The sequence below is a fragment of the Micromonospora sp. WMMD1076 genome (assembly GCF_029581475.1).
Classification (GTDB): domain Bacteria; phylum Actinomycetota; class Actinomycetes; order Mycobacteriales; family Micromonosporaceae; genus Micromonospora; species Micromonospora aurantiaca.
The window spans coordinates 2,499,035-2,522,165 of sequence record NZ_CP120862.1 but is presented as its reverse complement, the minus strand read 5'-3'; the positions used below and the strand labels follow the sequence as shown (position 1 = coordinate 2,522,165).

Sequence of the window (23,131 nt, the reverse complement as noted above, 5' to 3'; positions counted from 1 at the left end):
CCGCCCCCGTCCCCCGTCCTGGCGACCAACGACAGGGGCGGCGGGCCGGTTGCGGCGGCGTGCGGCGGATCAGCCCTTCGCGGCCTTCGCCTCCGCCTTCATCCGCTGCTTGAACTCGCGTACCCGGCGCAGCGACTCGGGATCGGTCACGTCCGCCACCGAACGGTGGGCGTCCGCGTCGCCGTAGTCGCCGGCCGCCTCGCGCCAGCCGTCCGGGGTGATCCCGAACCGCTTGCCGAGCAGCGCGACGAAGATCTGCGCCTTCTGCCGACCGAACCCGGGCAGCTCACCCACCCGGCGCAGCAGCTCCCGGCCGTCGGTCACGTCGGACCAGAGCCGGGCCGGGTCGCCGTCGTAGCGCTCGACGAGCGCCCGGCACACCTCCTGCACGCGGGCCGCCATCGCCTTCGGGAACCGGTGCAGCGCGGGCGGCCGGGCGAAGATCTCCACCAGCGCCTCCGGGTCGTATCCGGCCAGTTCCGCGGCGTCGGGCTCGTGGCCGAGCCGCTGCGCCAGCACGTACGGGGAGGAGAACGCCTTCTCCATCGGCACCTGCTGGTCCAGCACCATGCCGAGGAGCAGGGCCAGCGGGTTGCGGTCCAGCAGCTCGTTCGCCTGCGGGTCGATGGGCAGTGACAGCGTCATGGGAACCATAGTGCCGCGCCGTACGCCGGTCCGGTGCGGCGACTCCCCGACGACGTGACGCGGCCCGGCGGACCCCTGGGAGGTCCACCGGGCCGCGGCCCACGGTGTGGTCAGGTCACCCGTGTCGTCAGTTGACGACGAAGAGCAGCCGGTTCGGCGAGCCCGAGCCCGGGCTGGTCACCTTCCCGGTGGTGGCGTTGCTGGTCAGGTAGCTGGCCACCTGAGCCGGGGTGTACGAGGTGTTCGCGGACAGGACGAGCGCCGCCGCGCCGGCCACGTGCGGGGACGCCATCGAGGTGCCGCTGATCGTGTTGGTGGCGGTGTCGCTGGTACGCCACGCCGAGGTGATCGACGAACCCGGGGCGAAGATGTCCACGCAGGAGCCGTAGTTGGAGAAGGACGACCGCGCGTCGGTGCTGGTGGTCGAGCCGACGGTGATCGCCGAGGCGACCCGGGCCGGCGAGGAGTTGCACGCGTTGGCGCTGGAGTTGCCGGCCGCGAGCGCGTACGTGATGCCGGAGTTGATCGAGTTGGCGACCGCGTTGTCCAGCGTGGTGCTGGCGCCGCCGCCGAGGCTCATGTTGGCCACGGCCGGCTTCACCGCGTTCGAGGTGACCCAGTTGACGCCGCTGATCACGCCGGCGGTGGTGCCGCTGCCGGAGCAGTTGAGCACCTTGACGGCCACCAGGCGCACGCCCTTGGCCACGCCGTACCTGGTGCCGCCGACCGTGCCGGCGACGTGCGTGCCGTGGCCGTTGCAGTCGGTGTTGTTGGTGTCCACCGTGTTGGTGCCCCAGGTGGCCCGGCCACCGAAGTCGGTGTGCGTGGTGCGGATGCCCGTGTCGATGATGTAGGCGCGCACGTTGCTGGCGGTGTTCGGGTAGGTGAAGGTGCCGTTCAGCGGCAGGTTGCGCTGGTCGATCCGGTCCAGGCCCCAGGTGGCGCCGGTCTGGGTGCCCTGGGTGGTCATCACGCGGTCCTGCTCGACGTACGCGACGGCCGGGTCGGCGGCCAGGCGGCGGGCCTGGGCGGGGGTCATCTTCGCGCTGTAGCCGGTGAGAGCGGAGCTCCACACCGTGCCGACGTTGCCGCCGTAGCGCTTGGCCAGGCCGGCGGCCCGGTCCGGGACGGCGGTACGGGCGGCGAGGGTGTTCGCCGTGCCGACCGCGTCGCCCTTGAGCACGACCACGTAGCTGCCACTGACGGCGTCCGCGGTGCCGGCGTACCGGATCTCCCCGGTGGGCGCGGCGAGAGCGGGCGTGGAGGCGGCGGCGGCGAAGGCCGCGGCGGCGGCCGTGACGGCGAGCGCACGCAGCGCGCGCCGCCGGGGAAGGGACACGTCGGGCATCGTCTGGCTCCCTACCGGGCGGCCCGGTTTGTGGCCGGATCGCCCCATCGACGGATGTTGTCAGGAATGCTAACCAGAGATCGATATACATGAAAGAGATAGTTGCCGATAGATACGGTCCACGTTATGGATCGGCGGGTGCGCGCCACGCCGGACCGCGCCCGAGGCAGGATGAGCACGTGGACCGTCACGACATGCTGCTCTCCCCCGCCGGGGTCGACGCGCTGCGCACCGCGCTCACGCTCGCCCGCTTCACCGCCAACGGGATCGCCGACCGCCTGGGCCCGCAGGGCACCGGCGCGGTGGCCCGCAACGACTACCGGGCCGCGCTGCGCGCCACCGAGGACCGAGACCGGCTGGCCACGCTGATCCGCGTCTTCATCTGCGACCAGACCGAGCCGGAGACGGCGGTGGCCGCCGCGCTGGCCCCGCTCGCCCTGGACGAGGCACTGGCCGGGGGCATCGTGGAGCGGCACGGCGACGGCCTGCGCGCCGGGGTCGACCTGGAGCCGTACGGGGACGACTGGTGGGTGCTCGCCGACGTGCCGGCCAGCGCGCGGCCCGGGCGCCCGCTGCACGCCGAGCACGTGCTGGGCATCGGTGGCGCCACCCAGACGCTGATCTCGGCGGCCGTCCGCCCGGCCGTGGACACCGCGCTCGACCTCGGCACCGGCTCCGGCGTCCAGGCGCTGCACCTGGGCACCCACGCCCGCCGGGTCACCGCCACCGACGTCTCCGAGCGGGCGCTGCGGTTCGCCGCGACCACCGCCGCGCTCAACGGTCAGGACTGGGAGCTGCTACGCGGGGACATGGTCGCGCCGGTGGCCGGACGTCGCTTCGACCTGGTGGTCAGCAACCCGCCGTTCGTGGTCGGCCCGGGCACCACCACGCACGTCTACCGGGACTCCGGTCGGGTCGGCGACGCGATCGGCGCGGAGCTGGCCGCGGCCGCGCCGGATCTGCTCACCGAGGGCGGCACCATGCAGTACCTGGCGAACTGGGTGCACGTCACCGGCGAGGACTGGGCCGAGCGGGTCACCGGCTGGTTCGCCGGCACCGGCCTGGACGCCTGGGTGATCCAGCGCGAGGTGGCCGACCCGATGGCGTACGTGAACCTGTGGCTCACCGACGTCGGCGAGAGCGCCGACCCGCAGCGGATGGCGGCCTGGCTGGACTGGTTCGACGCGCACAAGGTCGAGGCGATCGGCTTCGGCATCGTCTCGCTGCGCCGCTCCGGCCACGAACAGCCCGTCGTCCGGGTGGAGGACCTGCGCCAGCGGGTCGAGCCGCCGCTGGGCGACCGGATCGGCGAGTGGTTCGCCCGGCAGGACTGGCTGCGCACCCGGGACACCGAGGGCCTGCTGGCCGCCCGCTACCGCGCCGCCGACGGGCTCCAGCTCCGGCAGGAGGCCACCATGGGCGACGACGGCTGGGCGGTGGACCGGCAGGTCCTGGCCATGCCGCGCGGGCTGCGCTGGTCCGAGGAGATCGACCCGCTGGTGCTCGCCCTGGTCGGCGGCGCCGACGGCCGGCTGCCGCTGCGCGACCAGCTCGCCCTGCTGGCCGCCGCGCACGACGTGGCCCCGGACGAGCTGGCCGAGGCGGCCGGACCGATCGTGGCGCACCTGGTCGAGCGCGGCATCGTCGAGCCGGTGACCGACTGATGCGGGCGGTGGTGCAGACCGTCGGCCGGGCCCGGGTGACAGTCGACGACGAGGTGACCGGTGAGATCGCCGACGGCCTGCTGGTGCTGCTCGGGGTCACCCACACCGACACCCCGCAGGTGGCCGCCACCATGGCCCGCAAGCTGCACGAGCTGCGTATCCTCGACGACGAGCGCAGCGCCGTGGACGTCGGGGCGCCGCTGCTCGTGGTCAGCCAGTTCACGCTCTACGGCGACGCCCGCAAGGGCCGGCGGCCGAGCTGGACCGCCGCCGCGCCCGCCGAGGTGGCCGAACCCCTGGTGGAGGCCGTGGTCGAGCAGTTGCGCGCCCGGGGCGCGAAGGTGGAGACCGGCCGCTTCCGCGCCCACATGCTGGTGGAGAGCGTCAACGTCGGCCCCCGGACCCTCGTGCTCGACCTCTAGAAGAACAGCCCCCGGCGGGACAGCGACTGACGCAGCCAGCCGTCGAGCTGGGCGGCCCAGTCCGTCCGGTCCGCCGTCGCGTGGTCCACAGTGAACCGGCCGAACGCGTCCCGGCCCTCGGTGAACAGGCCGCCCCGCTTGTCCAGCTCCAGCACCACGTGGACCTGGCGCGGATCGGTCACGAAGGTGACCTCCAACTGGTTCATCGCGCCCGCGTACTGCGGCGCCGGGTAGAACTCGATCTCCTGGTAGAAGGGCAGCTGCTGGTGCAGGCCGTAGATGTGTCCACGCTCGACGTCGGCCCGCGCGAACCGGAAGCCCAGCCGTAGCAGCGCCTCCAGCAGCCGCTCGTGGGCCGGCAGCGGGTGCACCGCCACCGGGTCCAGGTCGCCCTTGTCCATCGCCCGAGCCACCTCCAGCTCGGTACGCAGACCCATCGTCATGCCGTGCAGGTGCTGGCCGTACAGGTCGGTCAGCGGCGTCTCCCAGGGCACCTGGAAGCGGAACGGCACGTCGTGCCGCTGCCCCGGCTCCAGCCGGAACGCGCCGGTCACCTGGGCCCGGCCGAATTCCTGGTTGACGTCGTACTCGGTGTCGGAGCTCTCCACCTCGACCCGCGTGACCAGGCCGAGTGCGATGTAGCTCACGTCCACCGGGTGGTCGCCGCCGACCACCTGGATCCGGCCCGTCAGCTCGCCGCCGGGGCGGCAGTTCGGGTTGGCCAGCACCGTCTCCACCGACGGTCCGCCCACACCCATCGCCTGCATGAGCCGCTTGAAGACCACCACGTTCTCCGATCGTCAGTGCCGTGCCGGCCCCGACGGCCGGTCGGTGGCACGGTAACCGCGCCGGGCAAGGGAACGCCGGATTCCGACGAGGATTCCTGTCGGGTCTCCGATCGCCTCACTCCCGTCTCACGCCCCGACCGCCAAGCTGTTGTCATCGGCCACCACCGCGTGGGCGGCACGGGACCGGTAGGCACGTCGGACACGGGGAGAACAGAGATGACCCAGCAGATGATCGAGCACCAGGACATGGACGTCACCCTCACGGACCTCGACGCCACCGACGAGCGCGGCGTCTCCACCGACCTGGTCCGGGCGTACCTGAACGGCATCGGCCGCACCAAGCTGCTCACCGCGGCGCAGGAGGTCGAGCTGAGCAAGCGGATCGAGGCCGGCCTCTTCGCCGAGGAGAAGCTGGCCACCTGCACCCCCGTCTCCGCCGAGTTGCACGCGGACCTGGTGCTGATCGCGGCCGAGGGCCGCGCCGCCAAGGACCACCTGCTGGAGGCGAACCTGCGGCTGGTGGTGAGCATCGCCAAGCGCTACACCGGTCGCGGCATGGCCTTCCTCGACCTCATCCAGGAGGGCAACCTCGGCCTCATCCGCGCGGTCGAGAAGTTCGACTACACCAAGGGCTACAAGTTCTCCACCTACGCCACCTGGTGGATCCGCCAGGCCATCACCCGCGCCATGGCCGACCAGGCCCGCACCATCCGCATCCCGGTGCACATGGTCGAGCAGGTGAACCGGATGGTCCGGGTGCGCCGCGAGCTGTCGGTGACGCTCGGCCGCGAGCCCACAGTGAGCGAGGTGGCCGTGGCGCTGGAGGTCCCCGAGTTCCAGGTGATCGAGCTGATCTCCTACGACCGGGAGCCGGTCAGCCTGGACCAGGCCGTCGGCGAGGACGGGGAGAGCGCGCTCGGCGACTTCGTCGCCGCTGTCGACCCGCGTGCCGAGCCGGGCGACGCCGCCACGAACGGCGAGCTGCGCAACGAGGTCCGCATCGTGCTGGCCACGCTGTCCCAGCGGGAGCAGGCGGTGATCCGGCTGCGCTTCGGCCTGGACGACGGCCGGCAGCGCACGCTGGACGAGGTCGGCCGCGAGTTCGGCCTGTCCCGGGAGCGGATCCGGCAGATCGAGAAGGTCACGCTGCTCAAGCTGCGCGACCCGGAGCGGGCGAACCGGCTGGAGGCGTACGCCTGCTGACCCACCACAGCCCCGACAGGCCCCGGCGGTTCGCCGGGGCCTGTCGTGCTTGACCCGGGCGCTCCCGCCGTAAGGTGCTCGAATGCGCCGGCCTGATAACCCGGGGCAGGGACGCCCAGCGCCGTCCCTGCCGGCTCGACGCCGGCCGCCGCGGGAGGCGATCGCGTGGTGGGCGGACCACCGGGACCACCGGGCCGAGAGCCATGCGCGACTGGACGAGGTGCTCGCCGCACTGACCGCCGGGGAGCAGCGGTGACCGGCCTGACCGTGTCCCTGCCCGGCGACCGGGAGATCCGGCTCAGCCGCGACTTCGCCGCTCCCCGCCACTTCGCGTCCGCCGCCTTCACCCGTCCGGAGCTGCTGGTCCGCTGGTGGGGCGGATCGTCCAACTCACTCCGCCGGGCTCCGGGTGCTCGATCGTCCTCGGCCGGGACGTCGTACCGGAGATGCCGCCGGGCTCGCTCAAGGGCGTGCAACTGGTCGTACCGGACCTGGAGCGGGCGCGCGCCGAACTGGTCGGGCGGGGCGTCGAGGTGAGCGAGATCCAGGTGATGGGCCAGAACGCGCGCCCGGTGCCGCACCCGCTGGACAACGTCGGCTTCCTGTTCTTCCGCGACCCGGACGGCAACGAGTGGTCGGTGCAGCAGATCTCCGAGCGCGGCGCGGCTGAGCGGCGTTAACAGGGGGCCCTTTCTCTACCGGAGGCGTTAAGAAGGGGCCCTTCCTTACAAGCGGCGCGGGCCGGTGTCGGGGCGGGGGGCTTCCGCGCCGGTGCGCACGGTGGCGTGCAGGACCGAGATGCCGTCCGGCCGGGCCAGCACCGGATTCAGCGTGAGCGACCGCACCCGGGGCTGCTCGTCGGCGAGCCGGCCGACCCGCACCAGCAGGTCGACCAGGGCCGCCCGGTCCACCGGCGCGGCGCCCCGGTGTCCCCGCAGCAGCGGCGCGGCCCGGGGCTCGTCGACCAGTTCGGCGGCGTCCCGGTCGGTGAGCGGGACCGCCCGCCACGCCCGGTCGCCCAGCAGCTCGGTCGCCACGCCACCCAGCCCGAAACCGACCACCGGCCCGAACGCCGGATCCTCCACCAGCTCCACCACGCACGCCACACCCGGCGCGACCATCGGCTGCACCAGCACCTCCGCGCCGAACACCGGCGCCATCTCGGCGTACGCGCGGCGCAGCGCGGCGGCGTCGGCCAGGTCGAGGCGTACCGCGCCCAGGTCGAGGCGGTGCCGCAACCCGGGGGCGGCGGCCTTGAGCGCCACCGGCCGGCCGAGCCGTTCGGCAGCCGCCAGCACCTCCTCGGCGCTGCCGGCCGGCACCGACTCCACCACGTCGATCCCGTACGCGCGCAGCAACGCCGCCGCGTCCGCCCCGTCCGGGCGCAGCGCGGCGTGCCCGGACGCCCGGTCCACGTCGGCCAGTTCCGGCAGCGCACCGGCGGGCCGACGCAGCCAGTCCGCGTACGCGGTCACCCGGCCCAGCGCGCGTACCGCCTCCTCCACGCTCGGGTACGCCGGCACCCCGGCCGGCACCAGCCCGGCCAGGAACGTCGCCACCACCGGCTTCCCGGTGACCCGCGCGTCGGGCAGCGCCGCCGCGAAGTCGGCCACCGGGTCGGCGAGCTGGCCCGGCAGCGGCGGCGCGAACACCGCCACCACGGCGTCCACCCGCTCGTCGGCCACCGCGTCACCGAGCGCGGCGGCGTACGCGGCGGCGCCGGCGCTCGGCCCGACGTCCTGCGGGTAGCCGTCGGCCACCGCCAGCCCCTGGGACGCGCAGGCGGTCGCGGCCAGCCCGGTCAGCGCGGACGAGTTGCCCACCACAGCCACCCGCCGCCCGGCCGGCAGCGGCTGGTGGGCCAGGAGCACGCCCACGTCGAGCAGTTCGGACACGGTGTCCACCCGGATCACCCCGGACTGGGCGAACAGCGCGCTCACCGCCGCCGCGTCCAGCGCTGGCGCGTCCCCCACGCCCGGCGGCCGGGCCAGCGAGGCGAGCGCCACCACCGGCTTGCGGCGGCCGATGCGCCGGGCCAGCCGGGCGAACTTGCGCGGGTTGCCGAACGTCTCCAGGTAGAGCGTGATGACGTCGGTGGCCGGGTCGTCCTGCCAGTACTGCAACAGGTCGTTGCCGGACACGTCGGCCCGGTTGCCGGCCGAGACGAAGCTGGACAGCCCGAGCCCGCGCCGGGACGCCTCGGCCAGCAGCGCCACCCCGAACGCGCCGGACTGGCTGAACACGCCGACCCGGCCCGCCGCGGGCAGCACCGGGGCGAGCGTGGCGTTGAGGCGTACCGCCGGGTCGGTGTTGGCGACGCCGAGACAGTTCGGGCCGACCACCCGCATGCCGGCCAGGTGCGCGGCGCGGACCAGCGCGCGCTGCGCCGCCGCGCCGGCCGGGCCGGACTCGGCGAACCCGGCCGAGATCACCAACAGGCCGTGCGCGCCCGCGCGGGCGGCATCGTGCACCACGTCGGTCACCGCGTCCGGCGGGACAGCCACCACGGCGAGGTCGACGTCCTGGCCGGCGTCGGCAGCCGACGGGTACGCGGGCAGTCCCGCCACCGTCGCCGCGCTCGGGTGCACCGGCACGATCGCCCCGGCGAAGCCGCCGTCGCGCAGGTGCCCGAGCAGCGCCGCGCCGACGCCCTGGCCGGTGGTGCTGGCGCCGTAGACGGCGATGCCGCGCGGCGCGAGCAGCCGGGCGATCGACCGGGCCTCGGTGCGGTGCTCCCGGCCGCGCTGCACCTCAAGGGTCGCCTCGGTGGGCGCGATCGGGAAGCTCAGGTGCACCACACCGTCGGCGTACTGGCGCTGGACCTGGTAGCCGAAGTCGGCGAAGACCCGCAGCATCGCCCCGTTGGCCGGGAGCACCTCGGCGACGAAGTGCACGATCCCGTGGCGCCCGGCCGCGTCGGCCAGGTGCTCCAGCAGCACCGAGCCGATGCCCCGGCCCTGGTAGGCGTCCTCGACCACGAACGCCACCTCCGCCTCGGGCGAGGCGGGGCCGAGCCGCTCGTAGCGGCCGACGGCGACGATCCGCTCGCCGGCCAGCACCACGAACGCCTCCCGGTCGCGGTGGTCGACGTTGACGAAGCGCTTCAGGTCGCGTTCCGGGATACGCGGGTACGGCGAGAAGTACCGCAGGTATCGGGTGCGCTCCGAGAAGCGGCCGTGCATGGCCACGATCTCCGGCGCGTCCTCCGGTCGGATCGGTCGCAGCTGGACGGTCGTGCCGTCGCTGAGCAGCACGTCCAGCGGTTGCTCGACGGTGGTCACCGGTCGGTCCTCCCCTGCCGCCGGCTCAGTCGCGCGGGTCGTGCGGATCGAGCCCGAGCAGCGGGAAGACCGCCTTGCGGGTGGCCGCGACGGCCCGGTCCACCGCGTTCGGCTCGCCGCTGGGCTGCCACGGCTGGTACGACGGGTCGACGTCGTCGGTCATCCGCAGCGGCACCTCGTGCCCGGGGCGCCGCCGCGCGGCCAGGTCCCGCCAGCCCGGCGGGGTGAGCGTGGCCGGGTCGACCGGCTCGCCGGTGGCGATCGCCAGCAGGTGCGTCCAGGCCCGGGGCACCACCTCGACAAGCGCGTACCCGCCGCCGCCGGTGGCGACCCAGCGGCCGTCGCACAGCTCGTCGGCGAGCGCCCGCAGCGTGCGGTAGGTGGCCCGCTGCCCGTCCACCGACAGGTGCAGGTCGGCCAGCGGGTCCTTGCGGTGCCCGTCGGCGCCGCACTGGGTGACCAGCACCTGCGGCCGGAACGCGCGCAGCACCGACGGCACGATCGCGTGGAACGCCCGCTGCCAGCCGGCGTCGCCGACCCCCGGCGGCAGCGGCACGTTGACGGCGGTGCCCTCCGCGCCCGGGCCGCCGGTCTCGTCCGGGAACCCGGTGCCGGGGAACAGCGCGAGCGGCGTCTCGTGCAGGCTGATCGTGAGCACCCGCGGGTCGCGGTAGAAGACCTCCTGCACGCCGTCGCCGTGGTGCACGTCCACGTCCACGTACGCGATCCGCTGCGCGCCGAGGTCGAGCAGCCGCGCGATGGCCACGGCCGGGTCGTTGTAGACGCAGAACCCGGCGGCGCGGGCGGGCATCGCGTGGTGCAGCCCGCCCGCGACGCTCACCGCGCGCCGGGCGTCGCCGCGCCACACCGCCTCGGCGGCGGCCGTCGTGGCGCCGGCGATCAGCGCGCTCGCCTCGTGCATCCCGTCGAAGACCGGATTGTCCGAGGTGCCCAGACCGAAGCCGGCGAACAGCGGGTCACGCGGCGCGGACCGGACCGCGTCCAGGTAGGCCGGATCGTGTACGCGGGTGAGCAGCGCGTCGTCGGCCGGCTCGGGCTTGACCAGCCGCACGCCGGGCCGGTCCAGCACACCCAGTTCGCGGGCGAGCGCCATGGTCAGCTCGACCCGGACCGGGTCGAGGGGATGGTCACCCATGTCGTAGGCGAGGAGAGCCTCGTCCCACACCACCACCGTGTCGTCGGCCATGCGGCCATCGTCGCACGTGGTCCGGGACGCGCCCACCAGTCGCACGCTCACCGGCCGGACGTGCCACCGGTCGCGACCGGACGGTCCGGGTCGGCCACCCACTCGCTCCACGAGCCGACGTACAACGCGGCGTCCGGGCGACCGGCCAGGTGCAACGCGAACACGGCCTGCGCGGCTGTCACTCCGGAGCCGCAGTACGCACCGACCGGCGCGTCCGCGTCCACCCCGGCGACGGCGAACCGTTCCCGCAGCGCCCCGGCGGCGGGGAACCGACCCTGCGTCACGTACTCCGGTGCGGGCACGTTCACAGCGCCCGGCACGTGCCCGGCGACCGGGTCGACCGGCTCGTGCTCGCCCCGGTAACGCGGCGCGGCCCGTACGTCGATCAGCACGCCGGGTCCGGCGGCGGCGAGCCGGGCGGCAGCGGCGGCGTCCAGCACCGGCAACGCGCCGGGCGCCACTGTCACGTCGCCCGGCACCGGGGCGGGCACGCTCGTGTCGACCGGCAGGCCGGCTGCCGTCCAGGCCGGGAAGCCGCCGTGCAGCACCCGCACCTGCCGGTGCCCGGCCCAGCGCAGCGTCCACCAGGCCCGGGCGGCGGACATGCCGTCGCCGCCGTCGTACACCACCACGGGGCGACCGGCGCGGACACCCGCGGCCCGCAGCGCGGCCTGCAACGCCGCCGGGTCCGGAAGCGGGTGCCGCCCGGCGACGCCGGGCGGCCCGCACAGCTCGGTGTCCAGGTCGACGAAGACGGCGCCGGGCAGGTGGCCTGCGGCGTAGTCGTCGCGGCCGGGCGGGCCGGTCAGCCGCCAGCGGACGTCCAGCAGGACCGGCGGGTCGGCGTGATCGAGTTCGGCGGCGAGCCGGCCGGGCTCGACCAGCAGGTCTGCGGTGGCGGACATACGGTCCAGTCAACACCATCCGGCGCGCCACCTCCGGCTTGGCCTGCGTCGATGGTCGGCGGGAAGCGGGTACCATCGGAGTTTAGGAGGCCGCAGACGTGAAGCACGACCTTGTTGACACCACCGAGATGTACCTGCGCACCATCCTCGAACTCGAGGAGGAGGGGGTGCCGCCGCTTCGTGCCCGCATCGCCGAGCGGCTGAAGCAGAGTGGCCCGACCGTCAGCCAGACCGTCGCCCGCATGGAGCGCGACGGCCTGCTCACCGTCGAGGGCGACCGGCACCTGACTCTCACGCCGCAGGGGCGCAACACCGCCGTGTCGGTGATGCGCAAGCACCGACTGGCCGAGTTGCTGCTGGTGAACGTGATCGGGATGCCCTACGAGGAGGCCCACGAAGAGGCCTGCCGGTGGGAGCACGTGATGAGCGACGCGGTGGAGAAGCGGGTCTTCGACCTGCTCAACCGCCCGACCCGCTCGCCGTACGGCAACCCGATCCCGGGCCTGGCGGAGCTGGGCGACCCCGGCCAGACGCCTGCCGACGCCGTCGAGGGCGAGCGCAACCTGGCCTTCCCCGGCCTGTCCGGCCCGGTCGTGGTGCGGCGGATCTGCGAGAGCGTGCAGACCGACTCGGACGTGCTCCGGCAGTTGCACGCCGCCGGCGTCGACCCGGGCGCGACAGTGACTGTGGCGCAGGAACGCGACGCCGTCTCCATCGACCGCTCCGGCGATCGGGTCCGCCTGCCCCGCGAGGTGGCGTCCCGGGTGTTCGTCGCGGCTCGCTGAGGCCGGCTCCCGGTCAGAGCCGTCGCCTGCGACCTGCGGTCAGAGCTGCCTTGTGCGACCTGCGGTCAGAGCTGCCTTGTGTCGATCACCTTGGCCAGCGTGACCAGCTTGCCGGCCGTCTTGTCCGCCTCCGCCTTCGCGGTGCCGGCCGGGGCGGTCCAGCGTAGGCTGGCCAGCCGTCCCTCGGTGGCCAGCCAGCCGACCTCGGCGGCCGGGCCGGACTTCGCGGTCTTGGGCAGCGTCCGCCGGTAGGCGGCCTTGCCCAGCTTGCTGATCTTCGCCGCGCCGCTCGGCTGCACGTCCAGGGCGAACGTCGCGGCGTCGATCGACGTCTCGGTCACCGACAGCGTCAGCTCCGGCAGCACCGCCCCGGCCGCCCGGACCACGCAGGTGTGGGTGTCGCCCCGCTCGGTGGCCGCCGCCACGTCGAACGTGCCGCCGGTGTGCTCGGCGATCACCGCGAAGTCGAGCAGCCGGCACGCCCCGCCCGAGGACGCCGCAGCGACCGGGACCGGCGGGGGCGGAGCGGGCCGCCCGGTCTCGGCCGGCGCCTCATCGGCGCAGCCGGCGGCGAGAAGGACGGCCGGAACGGCCAGCCAGATTCGGGCACGCACGGGAGACCTCCGCGGTCGGCGGCGGGTCCGACCCGCCGGAGTTCCGTCGGACACCGTACGGGGTGCCCCAGCGGGGACGGAAGCCCCCTAATCGGCCACGTACGGACAGTGCCGGCAGCCTCGCCCGCAGCACGTGCCACGCCGGGCCAGGAATCCGGCGCTGAGCACGAACAGGCCGGTCTCCGGGTCCAGGTAGCCGGCCTCCCCGGCGGCCAGGGCGGCCGCGTGCGCGGCGAGGATGCGTGCCCGCCCGGGGTGGTCCGGTGGCAGCCGCGACGGGTGCGGCTCGGTCAGGGGCCGGTCCGCCAGCTCGTCACGCACCGCTGAAGTCTACGGGCCCCTCCCCGGGCCCCCCATCTGCCGGTCGATCATGAAGTTGGCGGCCGTCGCGTCGGCGTGTCGCGCCGTCAACTTCATGATCGATCAACGAGGACAAGCGGGCCGGGCGGGGTGAGTGGGTGGGTCAGCGGAACCAGGTGAGGGACTGGCCGTGGCCTGTCGTCCAGGCGAGCGGGCTGCCGTCCAGGGCCAGGACGTTGTGGAAGCCGCCGGCTGGGGGTTCCGGCAGGTCGGCGTGCGGCAGCACCGACGGGTCCTCGTTGGCGATCCAGTGGCCGGGCAGCGTCCGGACCAGCGCGGTGAACGCCTCTCGGCGTGCCGGTGGCACCTGGTAGAGCACCGAACTGTGGAACACCACGAGCGTCGCCCCGGCCGGGGCCTGCGCCGCCAGCGCCGGCAGGTCGTCGACCAGGTCACCGCGTACCAGCAGGGGCGGGTCGGCCGCCGCGACGGCAGCGGCGGCGCGCAGCCGTTCCCGGCGGTGCCGGTGTTCCGGCCAGATCAGCGCCTCCAGCCAGGCCACGTCGGCCGGGTCGGTGACGTCGAGCGGGTTCACGTCCAGCCCGGCCCGCCACACCACCTCCGGACGCCGCCGCGGCGGATCGGTGCCCGTCAGGTCACAGTCGAGCACCGGCTCGCCCTCGCCGATCCGCCGGTCGCCGTAGCGGTAGGCGTACCGGTCCGGGTAGAGGCACAGCCCGGCGGACGCACCCACCTCCAGCAACGCCAGCGGCTGCGGCAACGCGGCGAGCACCGGCAGCAGCACCGCGCACCGCCCCGCCTCGTTCGTCTGCGTCGCCCGCAGCCGCATCTGCGCCGCGACGTCCGGCCAGTGCGCCATCACGTACGCGCGGAACGCCGCCGGGTCGTCCACCGGCCCGCCGCGCAGCCGCACCACCCCGAACAGCAGGTTCGGCTGACGCTTGGCCGGCGGCAGCGTGTCGAGCAGGGCGAGCAGCTCCGGATCACCGGCCACCGCCCGCGACAACCGCTCGTACGCCGGGGACACGCCGCGCGTCTCACGCTCGGCGAAGACCCGATAGATGTCGGTCGTGCTCATCCCCCGAGCATTCCAGCTCGCGTACACGATGGTCTGTGACCGCCGGCACCTACTGCTTTCTCGGTCGGCGGGGCCGCAGCCCTCGCGAAAGCTCCTCCAGGTGCCGCTGCTGATGCTCACGCACCATGGCCTCCCAGACCTCCTGGTCGAAGTCGGGATCGAGCGGCACCCACCGGTGCGAGCCGTCGCAGTAATGAAACCGTTCGTCGCCCGGCCGAATGACACTCATCGCACCCACCCGAGGAAGCGCCGATGCAACACCCCGGCCGGCACCCAGGTCAGATCCTCCGCCGCCCACACCAGATAAGCCCCCATGTACAAGCCCAACGACACCGGCGCTCCATCGAACTCGGCCCGCAGCTCACGACGCCGCGTCGGGCAGGGCCACGGAGCGCCACACCCACCGCAGCTCCAGAGCGGAAGAACCGGCCCGTGGGTGGTCACCGAAGGCCGTCCAGGAAGCGCCGGGTGGCGGTCCGCGCCTGGCGGCGGGCCGCCCACTCGACCTGCTGACAGGGGTACGGGGACAGCCGCGCCCACCACGCCCGGCACCCCGTGCAGAAGCCGTCGACGCCGGGTACGTGCACCGACAGGATCTGCCGGACCTGTGGCTCCGTCACGTCTGCTCCTCTCCCGGCCAGTGGCCGCGACGGATCGGGATGCGATGGCGTGCGCGGCACGGCAGTTCCGCACCGCAGCGGCAGATCCGCCGCCACCGCCGCCAGGACCACACCGGACGGTGCCGCCGAGCGAGGGTCAGCGCGACCGCCACCACGTACTCCTCGTACGACACACGAGCACGCATGCCGCCTCCCACCGTCGCCCATGCGCCGCTAATTTTGCGCGCGCATTTTTGTCTAGTCAACGATGGGCGCGCATGTCGCGCGGGCGTGTCGCATGTCCACGGCGCGCCGATCGGCGGCACAATCACCGCCATGGAGAGTCCGACCTTCGTTCGCTTCCAGCTCGGGGCGCAGTTGCGCAAAGCGCGGGAGCAGGCCGATGTCACCGCCGAGGAAGCAGCCGCGGCGATCGAGGTGACCGCCAGCACCCTGCGGCGTATCGAGGCCGGCCGGGTCGGCATCAAAGGCCCTGCGCTCAACGCGTTGCTTGATCGCTACGGCGTCACCGATGCCGAACTGCGCGACACGCTGCTGTCGATGGCGCGCACTGGAAAGCAGCGCGGTTGGTGGGCGAAGTACGGAGACCTGCCGTCGTCGTACCGCCAGTACATCGGCCTGGAATCCGCCGCCGAGGAGGTGCAGACCTTCGAGACGCTTGTCGTGCCGGGCCTGCTCCAGACACCGGCATACGCGCGGGCAATGATGGCGGAGGACGCCTTCGAGCCTTCACCCGAGGCGGTCGAGAGGCGAGTCGCCGTCCGGACGCACCGCCAAGAGTTGATCTCTTCGGGCAAGCTTCGGCTGGTGGCTGTACTGGACGAAGCAGTCCTGCACCGCCAGATCGGTGGTGCAGCCGTCATGGCCGACCAGCTCACCGCCTTGCTCGACGCCGGCGGCCGATGGAACGTCACGGTCCAGGTGATCCCGTTCCGGGAAGGTGCCTACGCTTCCATGCTGTCGAGCTTCCACATCCTCAACTTCGCTGACGGCCCCAGCGTGGTCTACATCGAGGGTCTGACGGGCGATCTCTACGCGGAGGGCGAGGATGTACGCCGCTGTACGGTGGTGTTCAACAGCCTGCGCGCCGCGGCCCTGTCGCCAACCGACTCGGCGGCCATGATCGAAGCGATCCGAGGCGCGCTGCCCATAGAGTAGGAGGCGGACGTGGACTCGCAGTGGCGCAAGAGCACCCGGAGCGGCACCAACGGAGCCTGCGTCGAAGCGAGATACGCCGACCCGGCAGTAGAAGTCCGCGACAGCAAAGATGTAGGCGGCCCGGTTCTACGCTTTGAGCGTCAGCCGTGGCAGGCGTTCCTCCGCACCCTGCGCTGAGCGCCCACCTCAGCGGTGCTCGTGCCAGGCGCTGGCAGGAAATGGAGGTGGCATGACAGACCGGATCGGCATCAAGTGGCGCAAGTCGAGTCGCAGCGACAACAACGGCGGAGCGTGCGTAGAGATTGCCGCCGTCAACGGGAGCATCCTGATCCGCGACAGCAAGGACGTGTGCGGCCCGGTCTTGTGCTTCGGGCGTGAGCCGTGGCGGCTGTTCCTCCGTACCCTGCGCTGAGCCCGACTCATCCGGAGCGCGCGGTGGCCGCGTTGAGGACGAGCAGAAGCCGGCAACCCCGATGTGGGGAGTCACGAACGCGCGCGAGCGCGGCAGGGGCTCCCCTGCCGCGCTCGCGTGGTCGGTCGTGCGTCAGCTGCAGCCGCTGGTGGAGCCGCAGCCCTCGCAGACGTAGCAGCTACCGGCGGGCCGCATCTTCGTGCCGCAGGTGAAGCAGAGCGGCGCGTCGGCGGCCTTGCCGATCACGGCCTCCAGCAGTTCGGTGCTGGAACCCACAGACGGCGCGGGCTTGACGGCCGCGGCGTCGGCCATCTCCTGCGCCGGCTGCGCGATCGGGCCGGTCCTCGGCTCGGGCGCCTCGACCGGGGCGGAGGCGGCCATCGCGGTGAGGTCCGCACCGCTCGCCTCCGCCTCCGCCTCGGCCGCGAGCTGGGCGGCCCGCTCCTTGGCGGTGAAGATGCCCAGCTCGGCGCGGCGGTCGTACGGCAGGAAGTCCAGCGCCAGGCGACGGAAGATGTAGTCCATCACCGAGGCGGCCATCCGCACGTCCGGGTCGTCGGTCATGCCGGCCGGCTCGAAGCGCATGTTGGTGAACTTGCTGACGTACGTCTCCAGCGGGACGCCGTACTGGAGACCGATGGAGATGGCCACCGAGAAGGCGTCCATCACGCCGGCCAGGGTCGAGCCCTGCTTCGACATCTTGAGGAAGACCTCGCCGAGGCCGTCGTCCGGGTAGGACGAGGCGGTGAGGTAGCCCTCCGCGCCGCCGACCGAGAACGAGATGGTCTCCGACGGGCGCTTCTTCGGCAGCCGCTTGCGCACCGGGCGGTACTCGACGACCTTCTCCACGGCCTTCTCCGGCGCGGCGGCCGGGGCCTGGGCCTCGACGGCGCCCTTGTTCGGCTTGGCGGCCGACAGCGGCTGGCCGACCTTGCAGTTGTCCCGGTAGATCGCCAGCGCCTTGAGGCCGAGCTTCCAGCCCTCGAAGTAGATCTTCTCGACGTCCTCGACGGTGGCCTGCTCCGGCATGTTCACCGTCTTGGAGATGGCGCCGGAGATGAACGGCTGGACGGCCGCCATCATCCGCACGTGACCCATCGGCGCGATCGAGCGCTCGCCCATGGCGCAGTCGAAGACCGGGTAGTGCTCCGGCTTCAGACCCGGGGCGTCCACCACGTGGCCGTGGTCGGCGATGTGCTCGACGATCGCCTCGACCTGCTCCTCGGGGTAGCCGAGGCTGCGCAGGGCGCGCGGTACGGTCTGGTTGACGATCTGCATCGAGCCGCCGCCGACCAGCTTCTTGAACTTCACCAGTGCCAGGTCCGGCTCGACACCCGTGGTGTCGCAGTCCATCATCAGGCCGATGGTGCCGGTCGGGGCGAGCACGCTGGCCTGCGAGTTGCGCCAGCCGAACTTGTCACCCAGCTTGTTGCCCAGCGTCCACTGCTTGGTGGCCTCGCGCTGCACGGCGGTCGCCACGGTGCCGGTCGGCTTGATCGCGTCGTTCGCGGCGGCGTGCTTGCGCATGACCCGCTTGTGCGGCTCGGCGTTGCGGGCGTAGCCGTCGTACGGGCCGACGATGCCGGCCAGCTCGGCGGAACGGCGGTAGGCGGTGCCGGTCATCAGCGAGGTGATCGCGGCGGACACCTCCCGGCCCTGCTCCGAGTCGTACGGCAGGCCGGAGGCCATCAGCAGCGCGCCCAGGTTGGCGTACCCGATGCCGAGCTGCCGGTAGGCGCGGGTGGTCTCACCGATCTTCTCGGTCGGGAAGTCGGCGAAGCAGATCGAGATGTCCATCGCGGTGATGACGAACTCGACCGACTTGACGAACTTCTCCACCTCGAAGCCGCCGTCGGCGCGGAGGAACTTCATCAGGTTCAGCGAGGCCAGGTTGCACGAGGAGTTGTCCAGGTGCAGGTACTCCGAGCACGGGTTCGACGCGGTGATCCGCCCGGTCTCCGGGCAGGTGTGCCAGTCGTTGATCGTGTCGTCGTACTGGAGGCCCGGGTCGGCGCACTCCCACGCGGCCTGGGAGATGGTGTGGAACAGCTTCTTCGCGTCGATCGTCTCGATGGTCTGCCCGTCGAGCCGGCCGCGCAGGTCGAAGCCGCCGCCGTTCTCCACCGCGGACATGAACTCGTCGGAGACGCGGACCGAGTTGTTGGCGTTCTGGTACTGCACGCTGACGATGTCGGCGCCGCCCAGGTCCATGTCGAACCCGGCGTCGCGCAGCGCGCGGATCTTGTCCTCCTCGCGCGCCTTGGTCGCCACGAACTCCTCGATGTCCGGGTGGTCCACGTCGAGGATGACCATCTTCGCCGCACGCCGGGTGGCGCCGCCGGACTTGATGGTGCCGGCGGAGGCGTCCGCGCCGCGCATGAAGCTGACCGGGCCGGAGGCGGTGCCGCCGGAGGAGAGCAGCTCCTTCGAGGAACGGATCCGGGACAGGTTGACCCCGGCGCCGGAGCCGCCCTGGAAGATCCGCCCCTCCTCCTTGTACCAGTCGAGGATCGAGTCCATCGAGTCGTCGACGGAGAGGATGAAGCAGGCGCTGACCTGCTGCGGCGACGGCGTGCCGACGTTGAACCACACCGGCGAGTTGAAGCTGAACACCTGGTGCAGCAGCATCCAGGTCAGCTCGTGCGCGAACACCTCGGCGTCGGCCGGGGTGGCGAAGTAGCCGTACTCCTCACCGGCGGTGCGGTAGGTCTCGACCACCCGGTCGATCAGCTGCCGCAGCGACCACTCCCGCTCCGGGGTCCCCACCGCGCCCCGGAAGTACTTGGTGGTCACGATGTTCGCCGCGTTCACCGACCAGGACTCGGGGAACTCCACCCCGCGCTGCTCGAAGTTGATCGAGCCGTCCCGCCAGTTCGTCATGACGACGTCGCGGCGCTCCCAGGCGACCTCGTCGTAGGGATGCACCCCCTCGGTCGTCCAGACGCGCTCGATCTTCAGCCCCGCCCCGGCCTTGTTCCGTGACTTGCTGGTCGTCACGCCCTCGCCCCCCTCGTCGGCAACGGTCACCCACCGCGCCTCGTGTACCTGTCAGAAACCCGTGAATGTCAGCTGATCGCGCCGGCGGCGTCCGCCGCACCGGCACCGGCGCCCTCCCGGGCGCGCGCGGCGGCCCGCAGCGTCTCGATCTCGCGCTCGAAGTCGGCGAGCGAGTCGAAGGACCGGTAGACGCTGGCGAACCGCATGTAGGCCACCTCGTCGAGGTCACGCAACGGGCCGAGGATGGCCAGGCCCACCTCGTGGCTGGGGATCTCGGCCGCCCCCTTGGCCCGCACGGTCTCCTCGACCTTCTGTGCCAGCAGCGCGATCGAGTCGTCGTCGACCGGCCGCCCCTGGCACGCCTTGCGCACCCCACCGATGATCTTCGTGCGGCTGAACGGCTCGGTCACCCCGCTGCGCTTGACCACCGCGAGCACCGCCTCCTCGACGGTGGTGAACCGCTTGCCGCACTCCGGGCACGACCGTCGCCGCCGGATGAGCTGGCCGTCGTCGGCCTCCCGCGAGTCGACCACCCGGGAGTCGGCGTGCCGGCAGTACGGACACCGCATTCGCCCGACCTCCTCCGTCGATCGCGGGCACACCTACCGGCTCCCGGGCACGCGTCGGCACGGCGGGGCCATCGTCGGATGACCGTCGCCGAGTGCGCGGTGCGGGAGCGCGTTCGGTAGTTGAACCCAACCTGTAGGCAACTTACGCCCGTGTGACTACTACATCTAGGGGTCGACCGTATGCCGAACCCCAAGCGAGGTCAAGTTGGCGGGCGTGTCCGGCGAGTCATCAGGATCACGCCCGGCGCGACGCCGCCGAGGAGCCCAACGGACGGCCTCCCGCACTGGTCACGGGCGGCCGGGATAGAACATCCGTTCGAGCGGCGTACTCTTTTATCAGAACACCAGTTCGGAAATCCAGGAATTCGGCGCGACACGCCGACAGCAGGTCGTACAGATGTTTGAAAATGGCCGATCTCACCTATACGGTCAGACCACACGCACCACGAGCCGACGAGGCACCCCAGCGCCGACCAGGGAGGGACGGACGTGACCGAGGACCGGGCCAGCCGGCAGAAGAACCCGCAGCCGAACGACGGGGCGGGTCCTCCGGCGACCCGTCGCCCCCGCACCGCCCGCAGCCGCACCGCCCCCGCGGCGGTGCGTCCGGTCACCCCGGTGGTGAGCAGCTTCCCCGACCCGGCGACGGTCGACCTGACCGCCCGGCAGCGGCGGATCCTGGAGTTCATCCGTAACTGGGTCGAGCGCCACGGCTACCCGCCGAGCGTGCGCGAGATCGGCGAGGCGGTCGGGCTGGTGTCCCCGTCCAGCGTCGCCTACCAGCTCAAGGAGCTGGAGAAGAAGGGCTTCCTGCGCCGCGACCCGAACCGTCCGCGCGCCGTCGACGTGCGCGCGCCGGGCGAGGCCGACGACGAGGCGGCCCGTGCGCAGCGGCCCGCCCCGGCGTACGTGCCGATGCTGGGCCGCATCGCAGCCGGTGGGCCGATCCTGGCCGAGCAGGCGGTGGAGGACATCTTCCCCCTCCCCCGCGAGCTGGTCGGCGAGGGCGAGGTCTTCATGCTTCAGGTCAAGGGCGACTCGATGCTCGACGCGGCGATCTGCGACGGCGACTGGGTGGTCGTCCGGCAGCAGCCGAACGCCGAGGTCGGCGACATCGTGGCCGCCATGCTCGACGGTGAGGCGACGGTGAAGACCTACCGGCGGCGGGACGGGCACGTCTGGCTGATGCCGCAGAACCCGGCCTTCGACCCGATCCCCGGCGACGACGCCACCATCATGGGCCGCGTGGTGGCGGTCCTGCGCCGCATCTGACGACAGCAAGCGAGAAGGGGTGACCGGGTCGCCGGTCACCCCTTCGTCGTGTCGTCTCAGTAGCGGTCGCCGCGGTACTCCCGGCCACCGCCGGACACCGGGCCGTACCGGCCCTGGTCGTCGTAGCCGTCGCGGCGCCCGCCACGCGGCTCCTGTCCGCGGCGCGGCGGCTCGGCCCGGCCGCCCTCTCCGCGCGGCCCGCCGCCGTTCGGCTGCCCGCGATATCCGGCCCCGCCCGGGCCGCCGCCGTAGCCGCCACGTCCCGGACTGCCCTGGCCGCCGCCGGCACCCGGGCCGCCCCGACCCGGACCGCCCTGGCCTGCGCCCGGCCCGCCCTGACCTCCGCCGCCGTAGACGCCGCCACCGCGCCCTCCGCCGCCGGCCGGGGCTCCGCCGCCGCCGTACACGCCGCCGCCCTGCGGACGGCCCGCGCCCGGAGGACGGCCACCACCCTGGCCACGACCGCCGTCCTGGGGGCCGCCACCGTACACGCCGCCGCCTTGCCGGCCACCGCCGTGGACACCGCCGGACGCCGGGTGGTCGCCGTTGGCCGGGCCACCGTAGACGCCGCCCTGACCGCCGCCGTAGACACCGCCGCGCGAGGCGTCCGGCCGTTCGCCCGACGGGAAGCCGTTGTTCACCGGGAACTCGCCGCTGCGCTCGGGCTCGTCGGCGGGCGCCCGGGGCGCCGGCTTGCGCCGCGCCCGCAGGATGCCGAACACGCCCGCGCCGACCAGGAGCGCGCCGAGCACCCCGACCGCCGCGATCAGGTACGTGATCTCGTCGAGCGAGAGCCCTTCGAGCCAGGACTTCTCGGCGGCCGCTTTGGTCTCGGCCTTGCCGCCCTTCGGCAGCGCCTCGGCGCCGGTGGTCGACGGGGTGTAGCTGAGGATGTCGATCGGGTCCGACTCGTCGAGCGTGCCGCCGTCGGAGACGGTGACGAACGTCTTGCCGTCCGGCGTGTAGGAGATCGCCTCGCCGAACGGGTCGGCGAGCGGGGTGACCCGGGGCTTGCCGGTGGTGAGCGCCTTCACGATGTCGCCGCCGGCCACGTCGAACTCGAACGCGTCGGCGTACGTGCGCAGCACGACCCTGCTGCCGTCCGGGGAGCGGGCCGCGCCGGTCACCAGCGCCCGCCCGGGCGAGCCGAGCTTGTTCTCGGTGGCGGTCTCCGGCAGCGTGAACTCGCCGACCTTCTTCATCGGGATCGGCTCGGTGTCGCCGCCCGCCTTCAGCTTCACAGTCGGGGTGAAGATCTCCGACTTGCCAGAGAGGGCCTTGGTGATCACCAACGGCATGTTGTCGTCGCCGACGAGCAGCGCCTCCGCGTCGTGCGGCTCCTTGCCCGGATAGCTGAGCCGGTGCAGCACCGGCTGCTTCGAGCCGCTCAGCGGCATCGTCCAGACCGCCACCCGCTCCCGGCGGGTCTTCTTCTCCACGTTGTCGCCGGTGTCGGCGATCCAGAGGGTCTTGCGGTCCGGGCCGAGCGCCAGGTCCTCGGTGTCGAAGGGCCCGTCACCGGAGTACCGGACCTCCTTGTCGACCTTGCACTTGGCGTCCAGGTAGAAGACCCGCTTACGGCTGGCGTCGTCGGTGCCGTCGTTGATCACGACGTACCCGTTGCTGGTGGCGACCAGGCCGGACAGCTCGCGGAGGCGATTGTCCTCGACGGTGCACTTCTTCTTGGGAGCCGCGGCCAGCACGGGGGCCGCGGCGGGAGCCGCCGGGGCCGGCCCGGCCGGCGCCACGACCGCGCCGACCAGGCCGAGCGCGAGCGTGACCGAGGAGACAACGTGCCGCATGACGCTCAGTGTCGCACGGCGCGGGTTTCCGGCGGGTGAC

General features: G+C 72.9%; 23 protein-coding genes and 1 pseudogene. 10 read left to right on the top strand and 14 right to left on the bottom strand.

What is annotated here, in order from left to right:
* Positions 1 to 69: 69 nt before the first annotated feature.
* The gene (locus tag O7622_RS12285; RefSeq protein ID WP_282313469.1) at positions 70 to 654 is read right to left on the bottom strand and encodes an HhH-GPD-type base excision DNA repair protein; all 585 of its coding nucleotides are present in this window, start codon (positions 652 to 654) and stop codon (positions 70 to 72) included.
* Positions 655 to 772: 118 nt separating this feature from the next.
* On the bottom strand, positions 773 to 1,993 hold the full coding sequence (locus tag O7622_RS12280) for a S8 family peptidase (RefSeq protein ID WP_282313468.1): 1,221 nt from the start codon (positions 1,991 to 1,993) through the stop codon (positions 773 to 775).
* A gap of 179 nt (positions 1,994 to 2,172) precedes the next feature.
* On the opposite strand from O7622_RS12280, the gene O7622_RS12275 reads away from it, so the two are divergent.
* Both O7622_RS12275 and dtd read left to right on the top strand, forming a co-directional pair.
* The gene (locus O7622_RS12275) at positions 2,173 to 3,657 is read left to right on the top strand and encodes a methyltransferase (RefSeq protein WP_282313467.1); all 1,485 of its coding nucleotides are present in this window, start codon (positions 2,173 to 2,175) and stop codon (positions 3,655 to 3,657) included.
* The gene (dtd, locus tag O7622_RS12270; protein WP_282313466.1) at positions 3,657 to 4,079 is read left to right on the top strand and encodes a D-aminoacyl-tRNA deacylase; all 423 of its coding nucleotides are present in this window, start codon (positions 3,657 to 3,659) and stop codon (positions 4,077 to 4,079) included. The genes O7622_RS12275 and dtd overlap by 1 nt, the downstream gene beginning before the upstream one ends.
* On the opposite strand, the gene O7622_RS12265 is transcribed toward dtd, so the two are convergent.
* Positions 4,076 to 4,864 carry a sporulation protein gene (locus tag O7622_RS12265; protein ID WP_282314116.1) on the bottom strand — a complete coding sequence of 263 codons (789 nt, stop codon included), beginning with the start codon at positions 4,862 to 4,864 and terminating at the stop codon, positions 4,076 to 4,078. The two genes, dtd and O7622_RS12265, sit on opposite strands and share 4 nt — an antisense overlap.
* A gap of 219 nt (positions 4,865 to 5,083) precedes the next feature.
* On the opposite strand from O7622_RS12265, the gene sigB reads away from it, so the two are divergent.
* The 3 genes and pseudogenes from sigB to O7622_RS12250 form a co-directional block, all read left to right on the top strand.
* A complete protein-coding gene (sigB, locus tag O7622_RS12260) occupies positions 5,084 to 6,070 on the top strand; it encodes an RNA polymerase sigma factor SigB (RefSeq protein ID WP_282313465.1) in 987 nt (328 codons plus the stop codon).
* Between the two features lie 82 nt (positions 6,071 to 6,152).
* Complete coding sequence (locus tag O7622_RS12255) at positions 6,153 to 6,326, top strand: hypothetical protein (RefSeq protein WP_282313464.1); 174 nt, start codon at positions 6,153 to 6,155, stop codon at positions 6,324 to 6,326.
* A 127-nt stretch (positions 6,327 to 6,453) separates the two neighbouring features.
* Positions 6,454 to 6,750 (top strand): annotated as a pseudogene (locus O7622_RS12250) (glyoxalase); the annotation flags it as partial.
* A 45-nt stretch (positions 6,751 to 6,795) separates the two neighbouring features.
* Here the strand turns inward: O7622_RS12250 and O7622_RS12245 are convergent.
* From O7622_RS12245 to O7622_RS12235, 3 genes are read right to left on the bottom strand one after another with little or no spacing between them, the layout of a single operon-like run.
* Positions 6,796 to 9,351, bottom strand: a complete 2,556-nt coding sequence (locus tag O7622_RS12245) for a bifunctional GNAT family N-acetyltransferase/acetate--CoA ligase family protein (RefSeq protein WP_282313463.1) — start codon at positions 9,349 to 9,351, stop codon at positions 6,796 to 6,798.
* Positions 9,352 to 9,376: 25 nt separating this feature from the next.
* Complete coding sequence (locus tag O7622_RS12240; RefSeq protein ID WP_282313462.1) at positions 9,377 to 10,558, bottom strand: acetoin utilization protein AcuC; 1,182 nt, start codon at positions 10,556 to 10,558, stop codon at positions 9,377 to 9,379.
* Between the two features lie 47 nt (positions 10,559 to 10,605).
* A complete protein-coding gene (locus tag O7622_RS12235; RefSeq protein ID WP_282313461.1) occupies positions 10,606 to 11,463 on the bottom strand; it encodes a sulfurtransferase in 858 nt (285 codons plus the stop codon).
* Positions 11,464 to 11,561: 98 nt separating this feature from the next.
* On the opposite strand from O7622_RS12235, the gene O7622_RS12230 reads away from it, so the two are divergent.
* Positions 11,562 to 12,248, top strand: coding sequence for a metal-dependent transcriptional regulator (locus O7622_RS12230; RefSeq protein ID WP_026268035.1), 687 nt, complete (start codon positions 11,562 to 11,564; stop codon positions 12,246 to 12,248).
* A 65-nt stretch (positions 12,249 to 12,313) separates the two neighbouring features.
* On the opposite strand, the gene O7622_RS12225 is transcribed toward O7622_RS12230, so the two are convergent.
* The 5 genes from O7622_RS12225 to O7622_RS12205 form a co-directional block, all read right to left on the bottom strand.
* Complete coding sequence (locus O7622_RS12225) at positions 12,314 to 12,862, bottom strand: hypothetical protein (RefSeq protein ID WP_282313460.1); 549 nt, start codon at positions 12,860 to 12,862, stop codon at positions 12,314 to 12,316.
* 87 nt (positions 12,863 to 12,949) lie between these two features.
* Positions 12,950 to 13,183 carry a DUF5522 domain-containing protein gene (locus tag O7622_RS12220; protein WP_114919730.1) on the bottom strand — a complete coding sequence of 78 codons (234 nt, stop codon included), beginning with the start codon at positions 13,181 to 13,183 and terminating at the stop codon, positions 12,950 to 12,952.
* A gap of 142 nt (positions 13,184 to 13,325) precedes the next feature.
* A complete protein-coding gene (locus tag O7622_RS12215) occupies positions 13,326 to 14,261 on the bottom strand; it encodes a DUF2332 domain-containing protein (RefSeq protein WP_282313459.1) in 936 nt (311 codons plus the stop codon).
* Between the two features lie 440 nt (positions 14,262 to 14,701).
* Positions 14,702 to 14,881, bottom strand: coding sequence for a hypothetical protein (locus O7622_RS12210; protein ID WP_282313458.1), 180 nt, complete (start codon positions 14,879 to 14,881; stop codon positions 14,702 to 14,704).
* Positions 14,878 to 15,066 carry a hypothetical protein gene (locus tag O7622_RS12205; protein ID WP_114919723.1) on the bottom strand — a complete coding sequence of 63 codons (189 nt, stop codon included), beginning with the start codon at positions 15,064 to 15,066 and terminating at the stop codon, positions 14,878 to 14,880. Before O7622_RS12205 ends, O7622_RS12210 begins: the two co-directional genes overlap by 4 nt.
* Here O7622_RS12205 and O7622_RS12200 point away from each other — a divergent pair.
* The 3 genes from O7622_RS12200 to O7622_RS12190 are packed head-to-tail and all read left to right on the top strand — an operon-like array spanning position 15,065 to position 16,451.
* Entirely contained in the window at positions 15,065 to 16,039 is a 975-nt protein-coding gene (locus O7622_RS12200; protein WP_282313457.1) for a helix-turn-helix transcriptional regulator, read from the top strand. The two genes, O7622_RS12205 and O7622_RS12200, sit on opposite strands and share 2 nt — an antisense overlap.
* A gap of 9 nt (positions 16,040 to 16,048) precedes the next feature.
* Positions 16,049 to 16,216, top strand: a complete 168-nt coding sequence (locus tag O7622_RS12195; protein ID WP_282313456.1) for a DUF397 domain-containing protein — start codon at positions 16,049 to 16,051, stop codon at positions 16,214 to 16,216.
* Between the two features lie 52 nt (positions 16,217 to 16,268).
* On the top strand, positions 16,269 to 16,451 hold the full coding sequence (locus tag O7622_RS12190; RefSeq protein ID WP_282313455.1) for a DUF397 domain-containing protein: 183 nt from the start codon (positions 16,269 to 16,271) through the stop codon (positions 16,449 to 16,451).
* A 132-nt stretch (positions 16,452 to 16,583) separates the two neighbouring features.
* Here the strand turns inward: O7622_RS12190 and O7622_RS12185 are convergent, their stop codons facing one another.
* Entirely contained in the window at positions 16,584 to 19,478 is a 2,895-nt protein-coding gene (locus O7622_RS12185) for a vitamin B12-dependent ribonucleotide reductase (RefSeq protein ID WP_282313454.1), read from the bottom strand.
* Between the two features lie 38 nt (positions 19,479 to 19,516).
* Entirely contained in the window at positions 19,517 to 20,017 is a 501-nt protein-coding gene (gene nrdR / locus O7622_RS12180) for a transcriptional regulator NrdR (RefSeq protein WP_013284751.1), read from the bottom strand.
* 489 nt (positions 20,018 to 20,506) lie between these two features.
* Here nrdR and lexA point away from each other — a divergent pair, with 489 nt between their 5' ends.
* A complete protein-coding gene (gene lexA, locus O7622_RS12175) occupies positions 20,507 to 21,289 on the top strand; it encodes a transcriptional repressor LexA (protein WP_013284750.1) in 783 nt (260 codons plus the stop codon).
* Positions 21,290 to 21,345: 56 nt separating this feature from the next.
* Here the strand turns inward: lexA and O7622_RS12170 are convergent, their stop codons facing one another.
* Complete coding sequence (locus O7622_RS12170; RefSeq protein ID WP_282313452.1) at positions 21,346 to 23,091, bottom strand: hypothetical protein; 1,746 nt, start codon at positions 23,089 to 23,091, stop codon at positions 21,346 to 21,348.
* Positions 23,092 to 23,131 lie beyond the last annotated feature (40 nt).